The organism is Paenibacillus eucommiae (assembly GCF_017874215.1).
In the GTDB taxonomy this organism is placed as follows: Bacteria; Bacillota; Bacilli; order Paenibacillales; family NBRC-103111; genus Paenibacillus_AI; species Paenibacillus_AI eucommiae.
In genome coordinates this window covers 368,916-391,568 of record NZ_JAGGLB010000002.1, presented here as the reverse complement: position 1 = coordinate 391,568, position 22,653 = coordinate 368,916, and the positions used below count along the sequence as shown (strand labels likewise).

The 22,653-nt window shown below is 44.4% G+C and carries 20 protein-coding genes; 14 read left to right on the top strand and 6 right to left on the bottom strand.

Annotated features, from left to right (window positions below; all coding sequences use genetic code 11):
- The first annotated feature begins 56 nt into the window (after positions 1-56).
- Positions 57-446, top strand: coding sequence for a DUF1499 domain-containing protein (locus tag J2Z66_RS04120; protein WP_209970084.1), 390 nt, complete (start codon positions 57-59; stop codon positions 444-446).
- 102 nt (positions 447-548) lie between these two features.
- Here J2Z66_RS04120 and tpx read toward each other — a convergent pair whose 3' ends face one another.
- The gene (gene tpx, locus J2Z66_RS04115; RefSeq protein WP_209970083.1) at positions 549-1,067 is read right to left on the bottom strand and encodes a thiol peroxidase; all 519 of its coding nucleotides are present in this window, start codon (positions 1,065-1,067) and stop codon (positions 549-551) included.
- Between the two features lie 143 nt (positions 1,068-1,210).
- Between tpx and gltC the strand changes: the two genes are divergently transcribed.
- Positions 1,211-2,116, top strand: coding sequence for a glutamate biosynthesis transcriptional regulator GltC (gene gltC, locus J2Z66_RS04110; RefSeq protein ID WP_209970082.1), 906 nt, complete (start codon positions 1,211-1,213; stop codon positions 2,114-2,116).
- 87 nt (positions 2,117-2,203) lie between these two features.
- Here the strand turns inward: gltC and J2Z66_RS04105 are convergent, their stop codons facing one another.
- On the bottom strand, positions 2,204-2,884 hold the full coding sequence (locus J2Z66_RS04105; protein ID WP_209970322.1) for a zinc metallopeptidase: 681 nt from the start codon (positions 2,882-2,884) through the stop codon (positions 2,204-2,206).
- 19 nt (positions 2,885-2,903) lie between these two features.
- On the bottom strand, positions 2,904-3,344 hold the full coding sequence (locus J2Z66_RS04100; protein ID WP_209970321.1) for a MerR family transcriptional regulator: 441 nt from the start codon (positions 3,342-3,344) through the stop codon (positions 2,904-2,906).
- 635 nt (positions 3,345-3,979) lie between these two features.
- Here J2Z66_RS04100 and J2Z66_RS04095 point away from each other — a divergent pair.
- From J2Z66_RS04095 to J2Z66_RS04085, 3 genes are read left to right on the top strand one after another with little or no spacing between them, the layout of a single operon-like run.
- The gene (locus tag J2Z66_RS04095; RefSeq protein ID WP_209970081.1) at positions 3,980-5,362 is read left to right on the top strand and encodes an ammonium transporter; all 1,383 of its coding nucleotides are present in this window, start codon (positions 3,980-3,982) and stop codon (positions 5,360-5,362) included.
- A 43-nt stretch (positions 5,363-5,405) separates the two neighbouring features.
- Positions 5,406-6,485, top strand: coding sequence for a DUF294 nucleotidyltransferase-like domain-containing protein (locus tag J2Z66_RS04090; RefSeq protein ID WP_209970080.1), 1,080 nt, complete (start codon positions 5,406-5,408; stop codon positions 6,483-6,485).
- Positions 6,486-6,522: 37 nt separating this feature from the next.
- Positions 6,523-7,257, top strand: coding sequence for an exonuclease domain-containing protein (locus tag J2Z66_RS04085; protein ID WP_209970079.1), 735 nt, complete (start codon positions 6,523-6,525; stop codon positions 7,255-7,257).
- Here J2Z66_RS04085 and J2Z66_RS04080 read toward each other — a convergent pair.
- Together J2Z66_RS04080 and J2Z66_RS04075 are read right to left on the bottom strand one after the other, a co-directional pair.
- Positions 7,251-7,679, bottom strand: coding sequence for a M67 family metallopeptidase (locus J2Z66_RS04080; RefSeq protein ID WP_209970078.1), 429 nt, complete (start codon positions 7,677-7,679; stop codon positions 7,251-7,253). The genes J2Z66_RS04085 and J2Z66_RS04080 overlap by 7 nt on opposite strands.
- 113 nt (positions 7,680-7,792) lie before the next feature.
- Positions 7,793-9,097, bottom strand: coding sequence for an MFS transporter (locus tag J2Z66_RS04075; RefSeq protein ID WP_209970077.1), 1,305 nt, complete (start codon positions 9,095-9,097; stop codon positions 7,793-7,795).
- A gap of 139 nt (positions 9,098-9,236) precedes the next feature.
- On the opposite strand from J2Z66_RS04075, the gene J2Z66_RS04070 reads away from it, so the two are divergent.
- Positions 9,237-9,776: a TlpA family protein disulfide reductase gene (locus tag J2Z66_RS04070; RefSeq protein ID WP_209970076.1), complete on the top strand. Its 540-nt coding sequence runs from the start codon at positions 9,237-9,239 to the stop codon at positions 9,774-9,776.
- 414 nt (positions 9,777-10,190) lie between these two features.
- On the opposite strand, the gene cimA is transcribed toward J2Z66_RS04070, so the two are convergent.
- Positions 10,191-11,810 (bottom strand): citramalate synthase, encoded by a 1,620-nt coding sequence (cimA, locus tag J2Z66_RS04065; RefSeq protein WP_209970075.1) that lies wholly within the window; start codon positions 11,808-11,810, stop codon positions 10,191-10,193.
- Positions 11,811-12,174: 364 nt separating this feature from the next.
- Between cimA and J2Z66_RS04060 the strand changes: the two genes are divergently transcribed.
- From J2Z66_RS04060 to J2Z66_RS04025, 8 genes are all read left to right on the top strand, one after another.
- Positions 12,175-13,470 (top strand): DNA polymerase IV, encoded by a 1,296-nt coding sequence (locus J2Z66_RS04060; protein WP_209970320.1) that lies wholly within the window; start codon positions 12,175-12,177, stop codon positions 13,468-13,470.
- A gap of 23 nt (positions 13,471-13,493) precedes the next feature.
- Positions 13,494-13,973 (top strand): molybdopterin-guanine dinucleotide biosynthesis protein B, encoded by a 480-nt coding sequence (gene mobB / locus J2Z66_RS04055; RefSeq protein ID WP_209970074.1) that lies wholly within the window; start codon positions 13,494-13,496, stop codon positions 13,971-13,973.
- Between the two features lie 70 nt (positions 13,974-14,043).
- Positions 14,044-14,277, top strand: a complete 234-nt coding sequence (locus tag J2Z66_RS04050; RefSeq protein WP_209970073.1) for a ferredoxin — start codon at positions 14,044-14,046, stop codon at positions 14,275-14,277.
- Positions 14,278-14,452: 175 nt separating this feature from the next.
- Complete coding sequence (locus J2Z66_RS04045) at positions 14,453-16,288, top strand: adenylate/guanylate cyclase domain-containing protein (RefSeq protein ID WP_209970072.1); 1,836 nt, start codon at positions 14,453-14,455, stop codon at positions 16,286-16,288.
- Between the two features lie 17 nt (positions 16,289-16,305).
- On the top strand, positions 16,306-18,198 hold the full coding sequence (locus J2Z66_RS04040) for a FecR family protein (protein ID WP_209970071.1): 1,893 nt from the start codon (positions 16,306-16,308) through the stop codon (positions 18,196-18,198).
- Positions 18,199-18,221: 23 nt separating this feature from the next.
- Positions 18,222-19,826 carry a stalk domain-containing protein gene (locus tag J2Z66_RS04035; protein WP_209970070.1) on the top strand — a complete coding sequence of 535 codons (1,605 nt, stop codon included), beginning with the start codon at positions 18,222-18,224 and terminating at the stop codon, positions 19,824-19,826.
- 309 nt (positions 19,827-20,135) lie between these two features.
- Positions 20,136-20,873 (top strand): HD-GYP domain-containing protein, encoded by a 738-nt coding sequence (locus tag J2Z66_RS04030; RefSeq protein WP_209970069.1) that lies wholly within the window; start codon positions 20,136-20,138, stop codon positions 20,871-20,873.
- A gap of 170 nt (positions 20,874-21,043) precedes the next feature.
- The gene (locus J2Z66_RS04025; protein WP_209970068.1) at positions 21,044-22,615 is read left to right on the top strand and encodes a L,D-transpeptidase family protein; all 1,572 of its coding nucleotides are present in this window, start codon (positions 21,044-21,046) and stop codon (positions 22,613-22,615) included.
- The last annotated feature ends 38 nt before the right edge of the window (positions 22,616-22,653 follow it).

Here is a 22,653-nt window from a genome sequence, read left to right as displayed (position 1 = left end):
GAATAGTGTAGAAATAGCAAGCAGTCTATGCACTTCATCGAAGGGGGAAAAGGCTTTTGCTGAAAAGAACATTAATCGGATTGCTGCGCAGCCACGAGCAAACCGGGGAGAAGGCGAAGGATCCATTACTGAAAACTAGGTACTACAAGCTTTCGAAAGACGAACTTTGGGACGAGGTTACAGCCGTTCTCAAAAAAACACCAGGCTATAAGCTGCTGCATGAAGTGAAAAATGTGGGTGAAATCGTAGCTGAGAGAAGAACGATGATGGGGCGGACTCAAGATATTACATTAACCCTGTTCTCAATTAATCCATTGAAATCAGCAGTAGATATTTACTCAGCGTCTAGAGGATCATTGGGGGATCTGGGTTCTAATTACCGAACCGTTCTGGATATTTATAAGCAGTTGGACAGGAAGCTCGCGCCTTACAAAATAAACAATTAAAGAAACAGCAGGGAAGCTATGCCTCCTTGCTGTTTTTTTAACATAGGGAAAATCTGGCTGTTAACCAGCGAATATGTAAATGCTTGCAATAATTTTTACGGATTACAGCAGGTTTTTAACAGCTGCAATTGCTTTTTCAAAATCAGGAGCATTTGTCATTTCGGACAAGTATTCAACGTATTGAACGGTGTCGTTAGTGTCAATTACGAAAATGGCGCGCATATCAAGCTGTAATTCTTTAATCAATACCCCATAAGCTTGTCCGAAGGATTTGCTTTTGTAGTCGGAGAGCGTAACTACTTTATCTACGCCTGCAGCTCCACACCAGCGTGCTTGTGCGAATGGAAGATCTACGCTGACGGTTAAAATGACTACATTGTCGCCAAGGTTGGCTGCTTCTTCGTTAAAACGGCGGGTTTGAGCATCACATACGCCTGTATCCAGTGAAGGAACAACACTGATCAGTTTCACTTTGCCTGCATAGTCGGCAAGGGAAGCGTCTGTTACCAAATTAAGATTTACGGTGAAATCAGGTGCTTTGTCGCCAACTTTTATTTCCGGTCCAACTAAAGTAATGGGATTGCCTTTGAATGTGGCAACATTTGTGCGTTCTTGAGACATATTCCTTAATTCCTCCTCATATTTCGTTGAAATGTATAGAATTAATCCTTTTCATTATAATCCTTTCCCAGGTTTGTTGTCCAATCGGCTTGGCAAGGCTATAATTATTGTCGGGTGCTTTATGTATATAAGGGGGCTTAGTAGTGGAATTAAGGCAGTTACATTATTTTGTTAAAGTGGCGAGGAAGCAGCATGTGACTCAGGCTGCGCAAGAGCTGCACGTGGCTCAGTCGGCGGTAAGCCGGCAGATTCGTCTTCTTGAGGAAGAATTGGGTGTTCATTTATTTGTTCAAAAAGGGCGGAATCTTCATCTTACATCTGTGGGCAGATTATTTTTGGATCGGATCGAAGGTATTCTCACAGATTTAGAACGGGCGGTAATTGAAATTCATGAATTTTCCGATCCTGAGGCCGGGGAGATTCGGATCGGTTTTCCTCATAGCGTTGTGCTTAATTTGCTGCCATCCGTCGTGGCATCCTTTAAGAAGGACCATCCTAATGTTAAGTTCAGGCTGCGCCAGGGAACCTATAACAGCTTAATTCGGGATATTACCAAGGGGGAAATTGATCTGGCTTTTATTTCTCCGTTTCCGGAGTCGCATGAGCAGGTTGTGGGTGAAATCTTATTGACTGAGGAGCTTTTTGCAATTCTGCCGGCGGATCATATTTTGGCTGATTATAACTCCATACGTCTTGAGCAGCTGAAGGATGAGTCGTTCGTGGTGTTTAGTGAAGAGTATTCCCTTCGGACTATTGTTATGTCTGCCTGCCAAAAGGCTGGATTTATCCCGAAAATCGAATTTGAAGGTGAGGAAACAGATACGGTTCGTGGTTTGGTGGCCGCGGGGATGGGGGTCAGCTTGCTCCCGGAGATGGCGCTCACCGAAATCAGCATGCTGCAGCCGGCTAAAGTGAGGGTGACCGAGCCGCGGGTTACGCGTACGGTTGGTTTGATTCGCAGAAGAGGAGATCAACTGCCGCTGGTTGCTGAAGTTTTTCGGCGGTTTTTAATCGAATATTTCCAAGCAAAGCGCGGGGGGAGTAAATAGGTTTATGTAATAAAACTGTATCTGATAATAAAAAAAGCTTCCTCTGCAGTTATTATGCAGGGGAAGCTTTTTGTTGAGAAATTCATGTTATCTGCGGTCGTTAAAAATCATAATGTATTTAAGTAGTGTAAGCACCGATATAAGGGCTGCGGCAACATAAGTTAATGCAGCGGCATTGAGTACCTTGGCGACGCCTTTGGCTTCCTCTTGATGGATAAAGCCTTCCTTCAACATCAGTTCACGCGCTCTGGAGCTTGCGTTAAACTCCACGGGCAATGTAACGAGTTGAAAGGCTACTGCAGCGGAGAATAAAATAATGCCTAAACCTAGTAAATAAGGAACGCTTGAGAAGAAAAAGCTGGCAATGATCAATATAGGAGCTACGCCGGAAGCGAAGTTGGCGACTGGAAACATTTTGTGCCTTGTAACGAGCATAGGATAGTGAACCTTGTGTTGAATGGCATGCCCAACTTCGTGGCAAGCAACTGAAACGGCTGATACGGAGCTGTGATGATAAACTGGTTCGGATAAACGGACTACACGGGCGATCGGATCGTAGTGATCGGATAGTGTTCCCGGAATAGCTTCAACTGCTACATCGTAAAGTCCGTTCATATCGAGCATTCTTCTTGCTGCTTGATATCCTGTCATGCCGGAATGGATGGGAACCTGTGACCAGCGGGTAAAGGTTCCTTTGACTCTGAAGGAGGCCCATAAGGAAAGGCTGAAGGCGGCAATGATTAAGAAATCCATAGGATGCATGCTGATTTCCCTCCAATAAATAATTTTAAGTGAAAGGACCTTTCCCCAGAAGAAGCAATAAAGCCTCTATGCAAGCTGCCGTTGGTTGTGTAAGCATTTTACTGAGCTTTTTTAGTTGACTGGGCTTTAATTTTTCAAGGATCGGCCCAAGCTCTTGTGCTTCTTTGGCCAACTGTTCAAGGTGGAGCTGTAAAGATGTGAGTTTATCTGTCACAACATCATCACGGGAGATTTTACTCCACTGCTCCAGGCTAACTTTTATTTCTTCTAGGGTATACTTCTCTTTCTTCATACTTTCAATACGTTTGAGCCTAGTTAAAGTTTCATCGCTGTAGAACCTGTAATTAGTGTCCGAGCGTTTCTCTGGCTCCAATAAACCCATCTTGGTGTAGTAATCAATGGTTCGTGGGCTAATATCGGCAAGACGGGCCAATTCTCCAATTTTAAAGAGCTTAATATCCCCCATCGCAATCACCTCTACTCCCCTAGTTTATGTAAGCTTTCAATCCGATTGAATCTGAATCTATATCAATTATGATACCTGATATCAAACCATACAGTCAAACGTAATACTTTTGTATTTTTTGTGGTGTAATTAGCATTTAAGTTTTTGGTGCGAAGCCTGGAGTGAATATGTTTGATTTTTTGATCGTTAAAGTAATTTTTCCTAGGTAATCCGGCGCGTTAATGATGATTTTCATCGCTAAAAGGAGGTGAATGCCCTCTTTGGATGGTGAAAAGGGATTTTAACGATGTTTTTCATTGTTAAAATAAGGATGCGGACATGACCCGGTGCTTTTAACGATGAAAAACATCGCTAAACAAGCAAATCCCTTCTCAAACTTCACGCGCTGTTCATCCCCGGCGCCTGCGCCCGCTAGGAAATCTCCTCTAAACACGACTCTCTATATACTCTTCTGTGCTTTTTTCGAATATAAATTGATGTGATAATGGATTGCTAAGTAAATGTTCATGTCAGGTATTTGCCAGATGAGAGCTATTTCTGAAAAACTCTATTGTCAAAGTTGCTCATCCTGTATATAATGACATTAAGAATTTCATAATGTGTCATAAAACATGACATTGAAAGGGGGAGATCGTATGGGTAAAAAATTATTGGCAGCTTTTTCTTTCATGGTCTTGTTATTTCCGACATTAGCATTTGCTGATGATGCCACTCCGGTTCAGCTTCAAGGTGCGATTAATGCGGTCTGGGTCATGCTTGCAGCTATACTGGTTATTTTTATGCAAGCTGGTTTTGCTTTATTAGAAGCAGGATCTACTAGAATGAAGAACGCCGGACATGTGGCCGGTAAGACAGTTTTGACCTTTGGAATTTGTGCGATTGCATTCTGGGCTTTTGGTTTTGGTTTGGCTTTCGGCGATGGTAACAGCTTCTTTGGAACGACGGGCTTTTTTGTAACAGGTCTGGAGGATCAGGCTCAACGGGCTTTCGGAGCGTTGTCGGGTTCAGATGTTCCGATTGGCATTAAGTTTTTATTCCAGCTTGCTTTTGCTGGTGTGTCACTGGCTATTGCTTTTGGCGGATTTGCAGAGAGAGCGAAGCTTCCCGTATACTTTATTTTCGGACTGCTCTTTACGATCGTGATTTATCCGATTGTTGCCCACTGGGTATGGGGCGGTGGCTGGTTAAGTAAATTAGGTATGCAGGATTTTGCAGGATCAACAGTTGTTCATCTTCAAGGAGCGACGGCAGCTTTGGTAGCAACGTTGTTATTGAAGCCTCGTCTTGGTAAATATAACAAAGATAAAACCCCAAATTTGATTCCGGGTCATAATCAGGTATTGTCTGTTCTGGGTGTGTTTATTCTTTGGATCGGCTGGTTCGGATTTAATCCGGGAAGTACGCTTAGCGCAATGGGTGATGGTTATTTCGGATATATTGCAATGACGACGAATATGGCAGCGGCGGCAGGTGCGGTTGCAGCACTGATTGTTTCCTGGATGTATTTTGGCAAAGCGGATATTCCTAGCATGTTAAATGGTGTATTGGCAGCATTAGTAGCAATTACCGCCGCTTGTGCCTTTGTAGATGCTTGGGCTGCTATAGTTATCGGTGCAATTGCTGGTATTATCACATTCTTTACTGCACAATGGTTTGAAAGAGCAGGTATTGACGATCCGATTTATGCCTTTTCGGTTCACGGTATTGCAGGTATCTGGGGCACACTTTCCACTGGCCTGTTCGCAACGCCTGAGCTTGCTGAAAAAGCGGGTGTTGGTGGCGCGGGATTGTTCTACGGAGGCGGATTTCATCAGCTTGGAGTGCAAGCCTTAGGCGTATTTGGCGCACTAGCTTTCGTGCTTGTTCTGTCCTATATCGTATTGATGATTATTAAAGCGGTAGTCGGACTCCGCGTTACGGAAGAGGAAGAAATTATCGGACTGGATTTGTCGGAGCATGGCTCTTACGGATACCCGGAGCAAATGAAAAAATCAGGGAACAACAGTCTTTCTCAGTAAATAAGCCTTCACAATAGGCAAAAGAGAGCGAAGGGGATGCAACATGAATCATCTCTCTGTGGAAAAAGTCTTGGAACGCATAAATCAGACTGAAGGGTTCGATGAGCTGCGTTCGATTCGAGATCAAGTTCACGAGATGTTTCAAGAGCATCTCCTTTTGTCTTATTCTCCCGAGCTGCAGGAGCAAATCAATGATATTCATGATGGCTTGATCAAACATGCTATCTTCTTGTCAGAAAAGCAAATGGTAGGGCATGGCTGGGGGCTGCCGCCGGTTCCCTACGCCTTTATGCTGTTCGGAAGCGGGGGGCGTAAAGAACAAACGCTCTGGAGTGATCAGGACAATGGCTGCATTTTTGCCGATCCCGTTTTGAAAGAAGATAGACTGCGCATAGAGGAATATTTCGAAAAGCTGAGTTCCTATATTTTGAATGGCCTTGATATGCTGGGCTATCCACCTTGTCAAGGTGAGGTGGTTTCCAGCAATAAGCAGTGGCGAAAGCCTTACTCCGAATATGAAAGCATGATGCTGGAATGGCTTCAGGAGCCGGTATGGGAAAATGTCCGTTATGTCTTAATTATGGTGGATATGCGATGTGTGTATGGAGAGGCAAGCTTGATTGCCGGGTTGAAAAAGCAACTGTTTGAATATGTAAGACAGCACCCTGCAATTCTCCAGGCTTTGTTGTCGAACACGCTGCATCATCCCATTTCCTTAGGTTTCTTTGGCCAGCTTATCACGGAAAGATATGGGGAGGATGCTGGCGGGTTCGATATCAAGTATGGAGCATATATTCCGATAGTCAACGGTGTACGTCTTTTAGCTATTCAAGCAGGAGTTTGGGAGTCTTCTACGCTGGAGCGTCTTGATCATTTAATAACAGGCGGTCGCATAACGATTGAAGCTGGACACGAATGGATAGATGCTTTTCATATTGCCTTAAAGCTTAGGAATAGGACACCCTCTCAAATCGAGGATGGTTTATATACAACCCGGGGAAAGCTCGTTGCCGGACAATTAACGAAGGAGCTAAGGCAGGAGCTGAAGGCTTGCTTGCGGGCGGGAGCATTTTTGCAAAAGTATGTAAGAAAAGTTGTGGAGGAACAGATAGGAAAAAAATAGCATGATTACCGGGCTAACATGTGAAGGGGGAGAAAGGATGAAGGAAATGCATCCTGCAGGCCGGATGTGGCAGCTCTACAAAATGGGCGGGCTTACGCCGGCAATTACTTCGATGTTCAACGTACAAAGCGCCCAGCAGATGGCCTTTATACGGTCTATGCTTAAGGATCAGCGGAAAAATTCATTATATGATATTGCTCTTCATGATATGGAACTGGTTGTTTTTGATTTAGAAACTACCGGGTTTTCACCTTATAATGGAGATGAAATTATTTCTTTTGGAGCAGTGCACGTTAGAGGCGGGGAAGTTCTAGAAGATCGGACTTATTACAGCACGGTCAATCCGAAGCGGAATATTCCAGGGGAAATCGAGCAATTAACAGGTATCACGAATGAAATGGCGGAGTCTGCTCCTGATCTGATGTTAGTGCTTGGAGAATTTCTGGAATTTGTTCAGCAAAAAATATTGGTAGCTCACGGAACCGCACATGATAAAAATTTTCTTAATGCTGCGCTTTGGAAAACCTCCAGAATCAGCCTGTCACATAGGGTGCTCGATACGATAATGATAGCTAAATGGCTGATGCCCAAGCATAAAAGCTATGGGTTGGATTCCCTGCTGGATGCTATGGATATAGAAGTTACGCTTAGGCATCACGCATTGGAAGATTCACTAATGACAGCCAGGCTTTGGTCGCGGTTTATGGAGGAGATTAAAGCCAGAAATGTAGATACCTTAGGTGATCTATATTCACTTTTGAGTCATCACTGATTCATCACAAACGCCAGTTTGTGGATGGAGAGCAGTGGGGCTTTTTTTATTGTGTATATGTGCAGCAGCGGCTGTGTTGAATCCGATAAGGATACGATCCAATAAGTAGGCAGCGTATGCCATAACGTATTCAAGTCCTCTGATGAGGGCACCGCTTCCTGGAGCGGGTGGGAATGAAACATGCCAATTATAGAATCTCCGGCTTCAGCTTGACGATACAGAATCGGGATTAGTTCGACAGGACTCATTTCAAAATGCTCCTTTGAGTTGCTGGCTATATTGGTTACCGGTATAAAAGAAACAGCCATGTACCCGTCTCCGGTAGTATTGCCCGTAATAAATCCGCACGCTTCCTCTGGCAGCTTACTGCTGCAATACTGTAAAAGCCCTTCATATAAAGCAGCATTGATTAAAACCGTCATGGTTTCTCATCTCCTGCTATAGGTATAAGTGATGTTTAGTATACAAGCTTCACAGGTCCTATAACAAGCAATAACACATCTTAACAAGCCGGAACAAGCCCGAACAACAAGTCTCACGCAATTTCGCCTTTTGGTTTAATGAAGAAAAATACCATCGCCAATGTAAGCAGGGCAAGAGAGGCGACTGTGATAAACACAGTTTGATCCGATATTTTCATAAGCCAGCCAAAAATGGGCGGTCCGAATGCGACTCCTATGAAACGCAAACTGCTGTATAGAGATGTAATAGCACCGCGCTGTTCTTTTTCGACTGAGCCTGTGATCATTGTATTTAAGCAGGGAAGCAGCAATCCTGTCCCAATCCCACTAATGGTTAACAGGCCAATCAGGAGATATAAATTCGTCAGGAAGAAAATTGTTAGTGCAAGCGAGACGGTCATAAGTATTAGCCCGATATTCATTAGCCAGCGCATCAGCGTACCATTTTTTTTGATAAATGCTCCCGTTGTATAGGAAGTTACGACCATGCCCAGCAGTGGGATAGCGAGGACCATACCTTTTTTTACACCAAGAATTTCGAATGGGGGAGCCTCTAGAATATCTGACAAGTAAAACAACACACCGAACAAAATGAAGAGGGCAAGAGAGCCGGCGAAAAAAGAGGGAATCAGCCAGTTGCCTTTCTCTTTCAGAATGTGGCCGATTTGCTGCATATAGGGACCGAGCTTGGGCGGTTTTTTATTAGCAGGTGGTTCCTTGATTAAAAAAAGAACAGCTAACAGCGAGATCAGGCAGAAAAAAGGAAAGGCGAAGAATGGGGCATACCAGACAATCAAGGCAAATAGCGAGCCTAGAATAGGGCTGACGACCTTTCCGGTTCCGTTTGATGCCTCGGTAAGTCCAAGCGCTTTGCTTTCCATTGCACCCTTATACATATCTCCTACGAGGGCCATGGCAATCGGCGCTGTCCCCGCGGCTCCAAGGCCTTGTATCGCTCTGGCAATAATAATGATCGAGTAGGATTTCCAAAGTGCCCCCAAACCAGCCAGAACGCCCGCAGCACCGTATATGATTAATGAAGGAATAATTACCGACTTCCGCGTGAAACGGTCTGACAGATACCCTGAGACAGGAATAACGAGCCCTGCGGTGATCGAGAAGAGAGTGATGATCAGGCTGCTTTGGAAGCGGCTAATGCCAAGCTGGGATTGCAGCTGAGGCAAAATCGGAACGAGCATGGAGTTGCCTAATACTAATACCAGAGGGATTGTGGCTATGGCCATGAATTCCCATATATGTCCTTTGGCTTTGTTGTCCTTGGAGCTGGATCCGCTTCGACTTTTCTTAGAATCTGATTTTGCATCAGGAATGTCACTCTCAAAGCCGATAGTCAGCTTTCCAGTTTTTATTTTTTCCATGGGTGGGTGGACTCTCCTTTGTTTCAATGGTACGCTTACTTTTTCCCTACTGGCAAATAACCATACATGGTTTGCGATATGTTTCACAATTTCGATGTTGGCATTTTAGGGTTTTTGGGGATAATAGAGAGAAGGGGTGATGAGTGTGAAAAAAAACTTGCTGGTACTGGCATTAATATGCATACTTGTAGGTACCGCCGTTTACCAAAATATACAAAATAGATCTAAAAATGTGAGCACGCCAACGGAACAAGCGCCAAAAGCAGATTTTCTAGCGCCATCCTTCAGCTTGAAAAGTCTTGACGGGACTGAGTATGCAGTTGGCGGACCCCGGGATAAGCCCCTGCTTCTTAATTTCTGGGCATCCTGGTGTGGACCCTGTGAAGAAGAAGCGCCTGATTTGGTGAAGCTGTACGATAAATATAAAGGTAAATTTGACTTGTATGCCGTTAATGTAACGCAAGGCGATAGCATAAAGAATGTGGAGAAATTTGTTAAGGAGCATGGGTTTACGTTTCCTGTCTTGCTGGATAAGGAGGGGAAGGTTTCTGATTCTTATCGCTTTTTGTTTATTCCGACCAGTTATTTAATTGATAGGGATGGAGTGGTCCGCGAGGTGATCAACGTCTTCTCGATGGAAGAAATGGATCGGAAAATTAATGAATTAATAGGCAGTTAATTGTGAAAAGCGTTTGCGGCGTCCTTTGGGGTGCGTGTTTGTGACTTGGGTGCGTTGGGGCGGGGATGTCTGTGGGCTCCAGCCGCTGTTAAAGATTTGTTCCCTGAATGGAATGGATGACGCTCTTCCGCCCACAGCCATTCCCTCTCTTAGCTGCAAAGTGCCGAACATGCTACGGTTCAAACGTACAGCCAGCAAGGGTTTTCTTCCTTCTGTAACGATGTTTTTCATCGCTAACGTAGGCATTTACCTTAAATTTGGCGCTATAGCGATGTTTTTCATCGTTATGGAGGGAAGAGACCCCAATCGTGGCTATTTAGTGATGTTTTATATCGTTAAAAAAATTCGCCAAAAAAGCTGTAGGTTGACCCGACGGGTCAACTCTACAGCTTTTATATTGGTGGTTTGAAGCGATTAATGGTTCATCAAGCCAAATCGTTCCACGTTTTCGTTGTTGGCGGGATCTATGCGTTTTCTGCTGATGAGTGCATAGCGCAGGCTGTCAACGAGAGCAAACCAGCTTGCTTCAATTATATTGTTGGAAACTCCGAGTGTGTTCCAAGTGCTGTTGGAGTCTGTAGACTCCATCAATACGCGGACCTTGGCGGCAGTCGCATCCTTCTCATCCAATACACGGACTTTGTAATCGGATAAGTGGATTTGTTGGATATCCGGATAATACTGCACAAGTGCCTTGCGAAGTGCGTTGTCTAGGGCGTTGACAGGGCCGTTGCCTTCAGCTGCTGTGTAAACAGTATGGCCATGCACTTTGACTTTCACGATTGCTTCCGAGACAACAGCATGGTTAGCAGATTTCTCTACCAGCATTTTAAAAGATTCCAACGTGAAAATTTCTTCCAAACCTTCGAAAGCGTCGCGCAGGAGAAGCTCGAGAGAGGCATCTGCCCCTTCAAACTGGTAGCCTTGATGCTCCAAGTCCTTAATTTTTTCTATGATTGCCTTGGTCTTCTGGGTTTCTTTGCCGAAATCTAGATTCATTTCCTGGGCTTTGACCAAAACATTACTTTGTCCGGCTAATTCAGAGACTAGAACCCGCTGCTTGTTGCCAACCAGCTCAGGCACGATATGCTCGTAAGTGCTGGCGTCTTTGAGGATAGCTGATACATGTATGCCGCCTTTGTGAGCGAACGCCGCATTTCCTACATACGGCTGGTTGACAGGCATATTCATATTGGCAATTTCGCTAATGTATCTGGAAACCAAGGTCAGTGATTTCAATTGATCGCTGCTGACCACATCGAAATTAAGCTTGATTTGCAGGTTCGGGATGATGGAGCAAAGATTAGCATTGCCGCAGCGTTCCCCATAACCGTTAATAGTGCCTTGAACCATTCTGGCTCCAGCCGTCACCGCGGCTAGACTATTGGCCACTCCCAGCTCGCAGTCATTATGGGCGTGAATGCCTATAGGTGTTGAAATGTGGTTTTGAATTTCGCTTACGATACTAGTGATTTCGCCAGGCAGCGAGCCGCCATTTGTGTCACACAGCGTAATCCAGTCGGCGCCTGCCTCTTGTGCCTTTTGAATCGTTTGCAGGGCGTAAGCCGCATTGTTTTTGTAACCGTCGAAGAAATGCTCTGCATCATAAACGACTTCTAAACCTTTGCTTTTCAAATATTTCACCGAATCGAAAATCATCGCTAAATTCTCTTCAAGTGTTGTCTGGATCGCGGTATGCACATGGAAATCCCAGGACTTTCCGAAAATGGTGGCTGCGCTGACTCCTGATTCGATCAGTCTGTTTAAATTAATGTCTTCCTCTGCTTTGGAATCCTTCCTTCTAGTGCTGCCGAAGGCTGTAATCTTGGCATTGCGGAAAGTCATTTGCTTGGCCCGTTCAAAAAACTCAATGTCCTTGCTGTTGCTGCCAGGCCAGCCGCCTTCAATATAATGAACCCCAAGCTCGTCCAGCTTGCGGGCGATTTTAATTTTATCTTCAACGGAAAGGCTGATTCCTTCTCCTTGGGTCCCGTCTCTTAGGGTGGTATCGAAGATTTTTACTGAATTTGACATAAGTATCCTCCTTGAGTTTTTCGCAGAAAAACTTTCATCGTAACAATTAACCATGAGCAATCCTAAATGATTCATTCTTTTTTTAGTTTTGTCGGACAGATTCCGGGAATTAGGTTAATCTATAATGAATAACTATACCATATTTAAGCGGACCCTGTCCGATATTTCAAAAAATAGCCATGTCTGCTTGCTTGCTTTCGAAGCGGTGTAATTGTATGCTGGAAGTGGCTTTAATTATCTGGAGGTGTTTTTATTTTGTCTACTCAACCATTAAGGACATTATTGGCGCCAGATTTGGATACCATTACTATTAAATATATACGCACCCCTTCCATAATAGAATTGAAGATAGTACGTGCTGAGCATGAAGCCGGGAAGTGAGCATTACCCCAAGCAGGGTAGTGTAATTCTTCATATAGATATGAATGCTTTTTATTGCTCCGTCCATGAAGCCGCGGAGCCAGAGCTTTACCAGGGGAAACCAATCGCAGTAGCAGGGAGTGTAGAGCTTCGCAAAGGTATTATCGTAACGTCTTCTTATGCTGCACGTGCCAAGGGTGTCAAAACCGGTATGCAGGTCAGACAGGCGCTACAGCTATGTCCGAATTTAACGCTGATAAAGCCCAATTTTGATCTTTATAGGCAGTATTCACGAAAGTTCATGCAGATTGCTTACAGCTATTCGCCGCTGGTCGAATCCATGTCTATTGATGAATGCTTTGTAGATATTACCGGGTCCAAGCAATTTGGAACACCGCTTGAAATCGCCGACATGATGCAGCGTCAAATATATGAGGAGCTGTCACTGCCTTGCTCTATCGGCATTGCTCCCAACAAACTGCTGGCCAAGATGGCATCAGATATGAAAAAGCCCAAAGGTATCTTTGTGTTACGGCTGCGGGACGTGCCCAACGTTTTATGGGACAAGCCTTGCGGCTATTTATACGGAATTGGTAAAAAAACGGCTGATAAGCTAACCAAGCTGAACATTCATACGATCGGACAGCTCGCTAAAGCGGACGAGGCGGCATTAAACAGGCATTTTGGCGTCATGGGGACGTTATTAAAGCTCTCAGCAAATGGAATAGACCATTCATCGGTAAATCCGGAGCAGGAACAGAGTAAATCCATAGGTCACACTACGACTCTCCCTCGCAATTATACGGAAAGCGAGGAAGTATACCGGGTGTTCCTGAACGTATCAGATCAAGTAGCCAGACGGCTTAGAAAACAAAAGCTAGTAGCTACAACCATTCAGATTACAATTCGGGACCCGGCAATGAAGACAATTACCCGTTCACTGACACTACAATCGCCAACAGAGCATATGGATGAAATATACAAAACGGCCTGCAGGCTGTTTGATCAGCATTGGGGTAAAGGAAAGCCAATCCGGCTTTTGGGGATTACTTTGCAGAATTTGACGGCAAAAGAAGACACAGCGATTCAATTGGACTTGTTTGACTTTGACAAGCAGCCCAAAAAAGATCGTTTGAATCAAATTATGGACTCGCTCCGCGATAAATTTGGCGAGGATGCCATACTTACGGCCGGTATGCTGGGTGACGATCCTTCAACTCTGCTAAGAAATCATAAAGCCAGAGGGACTTCCCTGCAAATGGATCATCTCAAGAATAACCCTTTGGATGAAAATAAATGAGGAGCGGGGAGTGTGGGCCCTAAATGGCAGTTGTCGTTGGTTTTGTAGGATATGCCAATAGCGGGAAGACAACAGTGATTGCGAATGTCCTCCTTGTTCTGAAGAAGAAGGGGTACCAGGTTGCTGTTATCAAACATGACGCACATGGGCATTATAAAGAAGCTCCTCATACAGATTCTTCTTTATTTATTGGAGAAGGCGCGGATACTGTCGTTACGGTTTCTCCGGGTTACATCCATCGCTTTGAAAAGAAAGCAGCAGAGGATCTTGCAGCAATTATCACTTCTCTGGAAGCCATGGATTATATATTAATAGAAGGCTTTAAGATGGAGAGTTATCCGCAGATAGCCGTATTTCGAAATGAGGAGCAAAGCAGAATTATTCATAACTTGAAGTCAGCCCCATTGGCTATTGCAACAAATATGAATTATGAGTCTTCCAATATTAGGGTGCTATCTTTGGATGATGCTGAAAGTATTGCCCTTTTTATTGAAAAAGTTTGAACTTTAGAACCTTTTATATTATATTCTAGTGTGAGGGTACATTAAGGCTATCGTGGAGGAGGAATGAGAAATGGCAAAATACACATATGTGGACAAAGATACTTGTATCGCATGCGGAGCTTGCGGTGCTACTGCCCCTGACATTTACGACTATGATGATGAAGGGATTGCAGAAGTGATTTTTGAAGGTGATGATAACAAAGGGGTAACAGAAATACCGGATGATTTGTACGATGACCTGCAGGATGCTCAAGATGGATGTCCTACTGACTCCATTAAAGTGGCTGACTCTCCATTTAGTTAATTAATCCATGAATTCCTTGATTTGTAGATTTTGTCACATTATGTAGAAGAAGTCCTGTCTCCTTAGCTGGAGCAGGGCTTTTTTATTGATACAATTTGTAGATTAAGACAACAATTCATTGCCAATTGTAGGATGTGACTTTACAATGAAGCTAGTAAATAATAGGGAGGATCATATGAGTAAGAAAAACTGGTTACAGACTATTGCGGCCGGTTTGGTGTTGATGCTTTTTTCGACATTTCTCTACACCGCGAACAAATTGTATTTTATAGAAGGGCCTTTGCAGGACTCTATGCGAAATACGAAATCGATTACGGAGAGGCAGCCGGACGACCGGATCAAAATTATTAAGATAGATGACAAATCATTAAAGGAAATAGGCAAGTTTCCTTGGGACCGCTCGGTTTACGCAGCGGCTATTGAAAAATTGGAGAACGCAGGCGTAGCAGCGATCGGGCTCGACGTTGTGATGGCGGAGCCCTCCAAAAATTCAGATGACGACAAAAAATTAGCTGACGTTCTTGCAGCTTACGATAACATCATCATGCCTGTACAAATCAATTATCCTGCGAAGCAGTTAGAGGCTGGTCAGCTGATCCCCGAGAGGATCGATTACCCATCTCCCAACTTGACTACGGATAAACAAAGAATGGCACATGTGAATGTATTTGTAGACAAAGACGGGAAGGCTCGTAAATTGCCCGTAGGATTACCTGATGAAAATAATAATATGATTCTTGCATTTAGTGCAGCCTTGATAAACCTGGTGCTTCCGGAAGAAGAACAGGTGAGATGGGACGATGTATCTGAACAATGGATGCGCGGAAGTAAAGTCATTCCAACCAGCGGCAAGCATCAGGTTGCGACTGAATTTTATTCGGTACCACGCCAGGAAATTGACGCGAATACCGGCTATGAGACCATCTCTTTTGTGGATGTATTAAATAAAGATATTCCCTTCCCAGAAGGCACTATTGCTCTTATTGGCCCCTATGTTACCGGCATGTTGGATGAATACCCCACACCTGTGAGCTCGGTAAAGATGTTTGGGATTGAAATTCATGCCAATATGATTCAAACGTTGTTGGAGAATAAGTTCTATAAGGAAAGCGGCAAGGCAGCAAGTATTGCTATCATCTTTATCATTTCGTTACTATCTATTTTTCTGTTTGAAAGATTTAAAGGCCGTATAGCCACCTTCGTATTTCTCGGATTTTTGGTCTTATATGCGCTGCTTTGGTTCAGCTTGTATTTCTTTGTATCCATACTTACACCCTTAATTTATCCGGTCTTTGCCATGGTCACGATTTATATTTGGTCGATTGTCAGCCATTACTTGGCAGAACGCAAGGAACGCGGGCGCGTTACAGGCATCTTTGGCCGTTTTGTAGCCAAAAGCGTTGTCGATGAGCTTCTGCAGTCCGGAGAAGATGTCAAGCTTGGCGGCAGCCGCAAAGATATTACGCTGATTTTCGTTGATATTCGCGGCTTCACTCCAATGTCTGAGAAGCTTGAGCCGGAACAGGTCATCCAAGTGTTGAATGAATACCTGGATGTATGCACGAAAGCCATCTTTAAGTTCAATGGAACCTTGGACAAGTTTATGGGTGATGGTGTAATGGCAATGTTCGGAGCTCCGATAGAGTTTGATAATCATCCCGAAATGGCCGTTAGATCTGCGATTGAAATGAAAGGGCAGGCCGATATTCTAGAGCAGAAGCTTATCCGTGATTATGGCATTGGGGTTAAATTCGGATTAGGGATTAATAGCGGTCCTGCTGTTGTAGGAAATATAGGATCTGAAGGCCTAAGGCTGGATTACACGGCCATCGGCGACACGGTGAATCTATCTGCAAGGCTGGAATCCAATGCAAAGCCCGGCCAAATTCTAATTAGTGAACATACATATGCCCGAGTTAAGGATATTTTCCGTATTGAACCTGTCGGGGAAATCAAAGTAAAAGGGAAAGAAAAGCCTGTCATGGTGTATGAAGTCATGGGAGAGCTGTAAAAGAGGAGGAACTTATTGTGGAATTGTTTTTGCATAACAGATGCTTTAAGAACAAATCATTTGTAGCCATGCTGATGAGCTGTGTTCTGGTGTTTGGGCTGCTATCATCCGCCCTGGCTGGAACAGCAGAAGCCAAGACAGTCCGTGTCGCTATCGTATCTTCATTGAGTGGCGATGTGACAGTTAAGAAGGGCGGCGGCTCCCAGAAGTATGATGCTTATGAAGGTATGAGCTTAAATCAGGGCGATACGTTGTATACAGGCTCGAATGGTTCAGTAAAGCTGAATGTCAGCAGCAATGATGCTGAAGTTACATTAAGCAGCAATGCAGAATTAAATGTTTCCGATTTATCTACTTCAAACGGCAGTAAAAAGTCAAAATTTAAAGTGTGGGCAGGTTCTATCTGGGTTAAAGTGAAATCACTTGCAGGCACGAGTGACAAGTTTGAAATGGAAACACCAACTGCGGTTATGGCAGTCCGGGGAACAAAGGTTTTAACTTCTGTTGATCCAGTAACAGGTCAAACATATGTTAGTGTTGCCGCCGGTAAAGTGGAAACTACGGTTCAAAATGACAATCAAGATGATGAGCAGCAATCAGATAGTGTTACCATCCTAAATCCTTCGCAGCAGATTTCATTAGATTCCCGCGATGAAGTTAATGATTTGGAACTAAAGGTTTCCATAGTCGATGTAAATGACCTCATTAGTCAGGTTTCCAGTTCTATAATTGAGGCTATTATTCGCGACAAAGCTTCGATTGACTTGGAAAATGAGGAATTCATTGCACTAATGAAGAAAAAAATCGCCGAGGGAGCAATCGGTGAGCTGGGTGATTCTACTCTAGTTATTAAAGATCAGGCAGAGCTTGATAGAGTGAAGGCAAACCTTGACAATCTGATTGGAAATATTGTTAAAGCTGCTATAGCGGATAAAAAAGTAGATAAGCAAGCGATTGACAAAATTATTGAAGATATAAATAAACTGATTACAGATCCAGCTAAGAAGCTTGATCTTGATAAGGTTAAGCCTATTGATAAAACTGCAGGTGTTGACGCTGAGCTGGAGAAGAAAAAGCAAGAACAGCTAAAACTATTGGAAGCTCAGAAGAAATTAAAGAAGGAAGAGGAGCTTAAGAAATTACAGGAGCAGAAAAATAAGTTGAAGGATGCTCTTGAAAAATTGGAGTTAGAGAAGAAAAGAATTGAGGAAGCTAACAAAAAAGCTGAAGCAGAAGCAAAAGCAAAGGCAGAGGCTGAATTGCTGAAGAAGCTGGATAATGAAGCTAAGAAGAAGTTCTTGGAGGAGAAAGCGAAGCTGGATAAGAAAGATCAAAGCACAACTACGCCTTCTACGCCTTCAACATCCAATCCAAATCCAGACCCTGGGACCAATCCACCTGTATTGACGCCAACTGTGAGCTTCAAGTCGACAGAGCCTGATAGTCTCGGTAAATTTAAGCTGACTTTGGAATTGAAGGATTTTGCCGGTGCCAATGCCATTTTTGGCGCAGAGGTTCATTTACTTTATGACGGTAATATTACCGCCGATAAGATCAATGCTTCTTATATCGCAACCAATGCTAACCCTGTATTTGGGCCTCAAAATAGTGTGGAGCACATTGCTGTATACCCTCAAAATCAAGAAGCTCAGTTAAGAGAGTTAGTTTACGCGATAACAAATTATAATAATTCAGACCCAGCGATCACAGTTTCCGGCACAAAGACGCTTGTCACCTTTAATTTCCAAATCAGCCCTGATTCCAGGCCTGGTGTCTCTAGTGAAAGCAAAATAACAATACCTGCGAATGGTATCATTCTCGTTACTAAGAATGGGACTCGTATCCCAGTGACACTGCCGTCTCCAACTCAAACGATTATACCTTTCAGTTCTTTTATTCTTGAACCTTAAGTACAGACAAAAAGGAGAAGTACATGAAACCATTTAAAAAAATTGTTGTTTCTTCGCTTTTGGCTGCAGCTCTTTTGGGCAGCTCCGTGGCCGGGGCTGCCGGCCTGAAAGCAGATGCCCTGCTGAATGTTGATGGTCGAATCATGGCTGATATTACAACCTACGCCGGAATTGGTGATTTCAATCTCAAGAACGGGAATGCTTTGAATGCGACCTTCCGCTCACCAGGAAGCATCGTCGTCTTAGCAGACGGCAGCGTTCTCGTAGCAGATACGCGGGACCATGTGATCCGCAAAATTTCTGCTGGACAAGTCTCAACATTTGCTGGACCAGAGCTTGTTGTCACTTTTAACGAGCAAGGCTTTCCAGAAGGAGGGCTTCTAGATGGCCAAGCCTCTGAATCGTTCTTCAACGAGCCCATGGGTCTCGCAGCTGATGCTAAAGGCAATGTATATGTAGCAGATGCAGGCAACAATGCGATCCGTAAAATAGATAGCAAAGGAAAAGTCACTACACTTGCAGGTAATGGTGTTTTCGGTCTGGTTGATGGAGAAGGCGGGGCAGCCCGTTTCAATCATCCTTCAGATGTTGTCGCCGCTGCAGACGGAACCTTGTATGTAGCAGACACTAAAAATAATGTCATTCGTAAAATTTCACTGGATGGAAAAGTATCTACGTTGAATTCAGCATCAGATCGGGCTATTCAGGTTAGGCCAGGCGCAGCCGTCATTGCAGGTGACTATAAAGACGGCAGCCTTAAGGAAGCTAAATTTAACGAGCCTTCCGGTTTGGCGGTTGATTCTAAGGGCAACTTATTCGTAAGTGATACTGGAAATCAACGGATTCGCTATATTGATTTTAGCTTGGGAGTAGTTACTACAGTAGCAGGCTCCGGCATGGAGGTTGACGGCAAAAGCTTATTCGCGGCCAACGCCCTTTATGCAGCAGGAGATTATGCGGATGGCGATGCTCTAAAGGCTAAATTCGATTTTCCAAAAGGGATAGCTGTCACTTCTGAAGGCGGACTTCTGATCGCAGACAGTCTCAACCATGCTGTTCGTTATTTGCTAAATGGCAAAGTTTCCACATTAACAGGAACAATTGAAACTGGTGAGACTAATGGCGTCGAAGGTGAAGCCAGATTCAATAATCCTAGCAACGTCGCTGTTGCTGGAGATGGAACGATTCTGGTGGCGGATGCCTTTAATAATAAAATCCGTCAAATTACCCCGTATCAGCTACCACAGAGCCTGCCTGTAAATGACTCGGTTAAAGTTGTTCACAGGGACAGTGTGATCAAATTCGAGGTTCAACCCGAAATCGTAAATGGACGCACAATGGTTCCGGTGAGGGCAATCAGTGAAGCCCTTGGCTACGAGGTTACTTATTCCAATGTGAACGGAGCCAGAACAGTTCAATTAAAGAAGGGTAATGTAACGATTGAGCTGTATATAGACAAAACTGGCATCAAGCGAATGGAACCAAACAAACCGGACGTTTCACTGGCTACAGATGCAGCGCCTTACATTAAGAAAGACAACACCTATGTGCCGGTACGCTTTTTCGCAGAACAGATCGGCAAGGATGTACAGTGGGATCAGCAGCATAGAACAGCTATCATCCGATAAGGTGATAGTGGCACCTGGCAGCAGCCCACCCTCCGAAACCCACATCCATTCTATTCAAGGAACAAATCTTTAACAGCGGCTGGAGCCCACACCCCTTACCACTCAAGCACTGCGTCACTAACACGCACCTCAAAGGGCGCAACGAGGCGTTTTTCTCCAAATGAATGTTCCATGTATATATGAAATATGCAGCGCCTACTCTACACATCCTGTGCTGAGCAGGCGCTGTCGTTTCATATTTATGCTTCACAACAACAGCTTCTTTAGATTATGATATTTACAATGATTAGCACAGTGGGGGGACAGCCTGTGACTCATGTAAGGAAGCTTGAGGAGCGAATTGTTGAGCTTGAGCAAAAAAATAGGGAACTGACGCTTCTGCTGGAATCTTCATTAGAGCTGCAAAAAGATGCTGGCAAAGAGTCGCATACTTTTTCTATGAGTGCTATTCAAACCCTGATCCTTGCTTTGGACTCAAAAGATCCATACACAGCAGGGCATTCCTCACGTGTGGCGATTTATTCACTGTGGATTGCGCGCCGCATGGGTGTAGACGAGAAGGAGTGCCGTCATTTTCACAGGGCTGCGTTAATGCATGATATCGGTAAGATTGGAGTTCCAGATCGTGTGCTGCTTAAAGACGAAAGTCTGAACGAGGAAGAGTTTGAAATTATGATTTCACACACCCTTATTGGAGCACGTATTTTATCCAAAATAGAGCCTAGGGAACGAATGATACAGGCCTCTCAGGTTGCTAAGCATCATCATGAAAGAATGGATGGTACAGGTTATCCGGATAAGCTGAAAGGGGCGGAAATCCCGTTTTTTGCCCGAATCGTTGCGGTTGCAGATGCTTTTGATGCGATGACTACTTTTAGACCTTATGCGAATGAAAGAAGCTATATGGAAGGTGTCCATGAGCTAATCCGATGTAAAGGCACACATTTTGATCCGGAAGTCGTGAACGCGTTCGCTCTGGTTATGGAAGACCGGAATTATTTAACCAACGAGCAGTGGCATTCAATAACTGATTTATTGGATAACTAAAGGGGCTAAGTATGGCGGGCTGGAGGAGGCATGATCTCCCTGAGGCTCGTCTTTTTTCTTCATAAATGAGCAAATGCTGCCGATAAAAAAAGAAGGGCAATTGCGCGCGGACGCCCATTCACTGATAAAAGGATACGTAGAAGTCAATTTAGAGACTGGAGGAACATTCAATGAATGATAAGCGGAGAAATCTGCAGCAGGTTGAACGGTTTTTTCAGCATAATCCGATCGAGGATCCTCTATATTTAAAAAATTATGTAAAAGAACATCCCGAGCATAAGATGGGCTGGTATTTGCTCGGTAGAGAATACGCTGCAAAGGGCAAGGAAGCAAAGGCAAATTATTGCTTTGCCAAGGCTGGTGAAATCTATGAAGCATTTGAGCGCCAGCAAATTGTTTTTGACAAGGATAACCTGGATAAGGTTCTACTGGCAAATTTACAAATTGAGAGCAAGCAGAAGCAAAAGCAGAGCTCAAGATGGCGATGGGCTATTTTGGCAGCATTGCTGCTATTTTTATATATTCCAGCTTCTATGGATATGGCCAGGGAAAAGTCTAGGGAGGAAGGGAGCTCTGCTCCTGTGCCTTCTGTTGAACCAACAAATTCGGGTCTTACTGTGCTGCAGCCTGAATCTGTGATTCCACTGCCCATGGAGACGGGCGCGAAAATTTACTACTCCCAAAGAAGCTGGAAAGATGAGCTGGCGGAGATGATAGCGCCCCAGGAAAAGGTTTGGGAAAAGGCGCTTGTTGTAGAAGGTGAACGAACGGCCGATGGGCAATGGATCGAGTGGTTCAAAGCCCCGAAGATTTTACTCGGAGTGGAGCATAGTGAGGACAATAAAAGCCAATCACTCGTTCAGTATTACGATCCAGAATTATGCTCATGCGATGCAAGCAGTGTTGATGAGGTTGTGCCGGTTGTTGAAAATTGGCGTGCGGAACGTGAAGAAGCTATCGTGTTAAGCTCGGCTATAACGGCGTATAAGCAAAAGAATGGTGTAATGCCTAACAAAGCGGAACAATTAAGCAGCCCTTATCCGGAAAATCTGCTGCCCGGCATGACGCCGCGGATGAAAGCAATGTTCCCTGAGGTGCTTAAAGAGCAGCGGGAAACGAACAGCGGAGTGCCAGCTTCCGGGCAGCCTCCAAAGTCGAATACGGACGATCCCACTGCTGCAACGGAAGAGAAGCCGCCTAAAGAGCCACAAAGTGCCAAAAGCATGGAAATGCTGTCTTCTCCACTGGGGAAGCCGTTAGAAATTCTCATCGACACAGAGAAGCATCGGTTGCTGTTAGTCAGCGGCAGCTTTATCGTTCGCAGTTATCCGGTTGGTTTAGGAGGAGATAAGACGCCGGAAGGAGAATTTATCATCTCTGAAAAGGTTAGAAATCCGAATGGTAAATCAAACGGGGAGTTTGGAAGCAGGGGCATGACGCTGTCGGATACCCTCTATGCGATCCATGGCACGAACAAGCCCAGCAGCATTGGCGCAGATGAATCCCTTGGGTGTGTGCGAATGCTGCAAGCGGACCTTGAAGAGCTGTACGATATGGTTCCTCACCAGACAAAGGTGAAGATTGGCAAGAAGCTTTCTCCCGAAGACTCAGATCCATCAAACCCGGGCTCGCCAGAACCATCAAAAGGCGACAAGGGAGTAGGTAAACCGGGCAAATCATTCCAGCTGCCTGTAGAGACAGAGGAAACTAACCCCCGAAAAAAATACAAATGGCTGAACTAAAAATAAAAACTATAAAGTGCCTGTTGATTACGTTACTT

Excerpts from the sequence above, each read along its gene's own strand:
- tpx (WP_209970083.1), bottom strand. The coding sequence starts at position 1,067 with ATGTCTCAAGAACGCACAAATGTTGCCACATTCAAAGGCAATCCCATT.
- J2Z66_RS04080 (WP_209970078.1), bottom strand. The coding sequence starts at position 7,679 with ATGACGGTTTTAATCAATGCTGCTTTATATGAAGGGCTTTTACAGTAT.
- J2Z66_RS04035 (WP_209970070.1), top strand. The coding sequence starts at position 18,222 with ATGAAACCATTTAAAAAAATTGTTGTTTCTTCGCTTTTGGCTGCAGCT.
- J2Z66_RS04070 (WP_209970076.1), top strand. The coding sequence starts at position 9,237 with ATGAGTGTGAAAAAAAACTTGCTGGTACTGGCATTAATATGCATACTT.
- cimA (WP_209970075.1), bottom strand. The coding sequence starts at position 11,810 with ATGTCAAATTCAGTAAAAATCTTCGATACCACCCTAAGAGACGGGACC.
- J2Z66_RS04050 (WP_209970073.1), top strand. The coding sequence starts at position 14,044 with ATGGCAAAATACACATATGTGGACAAAGATACTTGTATCGCATGCGGA.
- mobB (WP_209970074.1), top strand. The coding sequence starts at position 13,494 with ATGGCAGTTGTCGTTGGTTTTGTAGGATATGCCAATAGCGGGAAGACA.
- J2Z66_RS04025 (WP_209970068.1), top strand. The coding sequence starts at position 21,044 with ATGAATGATAAGCGGAGAAATCTGCAGCAGGTTGAACGGTTTTTTCAG.
- J2Z66_RS04095 (WP_209970081.1), top strand. The coding sequence starts at position 3,980 with ATGGGTAAAAAATTATTGGCAGCTTTTTCTTTCATGGTCTTGTTATTT.
- J2Z66_RS04100 (WP_209970321.1), bottom strand. The coding sequence starts at position 3,344 with ATGGGGGATATTAAGCTCTTTAAAATTGGAGAATTGGCCCGTCTTGCC.
- J2Z66_RS04045 (WP_209970072.1), top strand. The coding sequence starts at position 14,453 with ATGAGTAAGAAAAACTGGTTACAGACTATTGCGGCCGGTTTGGTGTTG.
- J2Z66_RS04075 (WP_209970077.1), bottom strand. The coding sequence starts at position 9,097 with ATGGAAAAAATAAAAACTGGAAAGCTGACTATCGGCTTTGAGAGTGAC.
- J2Z66_RS04085 (WP_209970079.1), top strand. The coding sequence starts at position 6,523 with ATGAAGGAAATGCATCCTGCAGGCCGGATGTGGCAGCTCTACAAAATG.
- J2Z66_RS04060 (WP_209970320.1), top strand. The coding sequence starts at position 12,175 with ATGAAGCCGGGAAGTGAGCATTACCCCAAGCAGGGTAGTGTAATTCTT.
- J2Z66_RS04090 (WP_209970080.1), top strand. The coding sequence starts at position 5,406 with ATGAATCATCTCTCTGTGGAAAAAGTCTTGGAACGCATAAATCAGACT.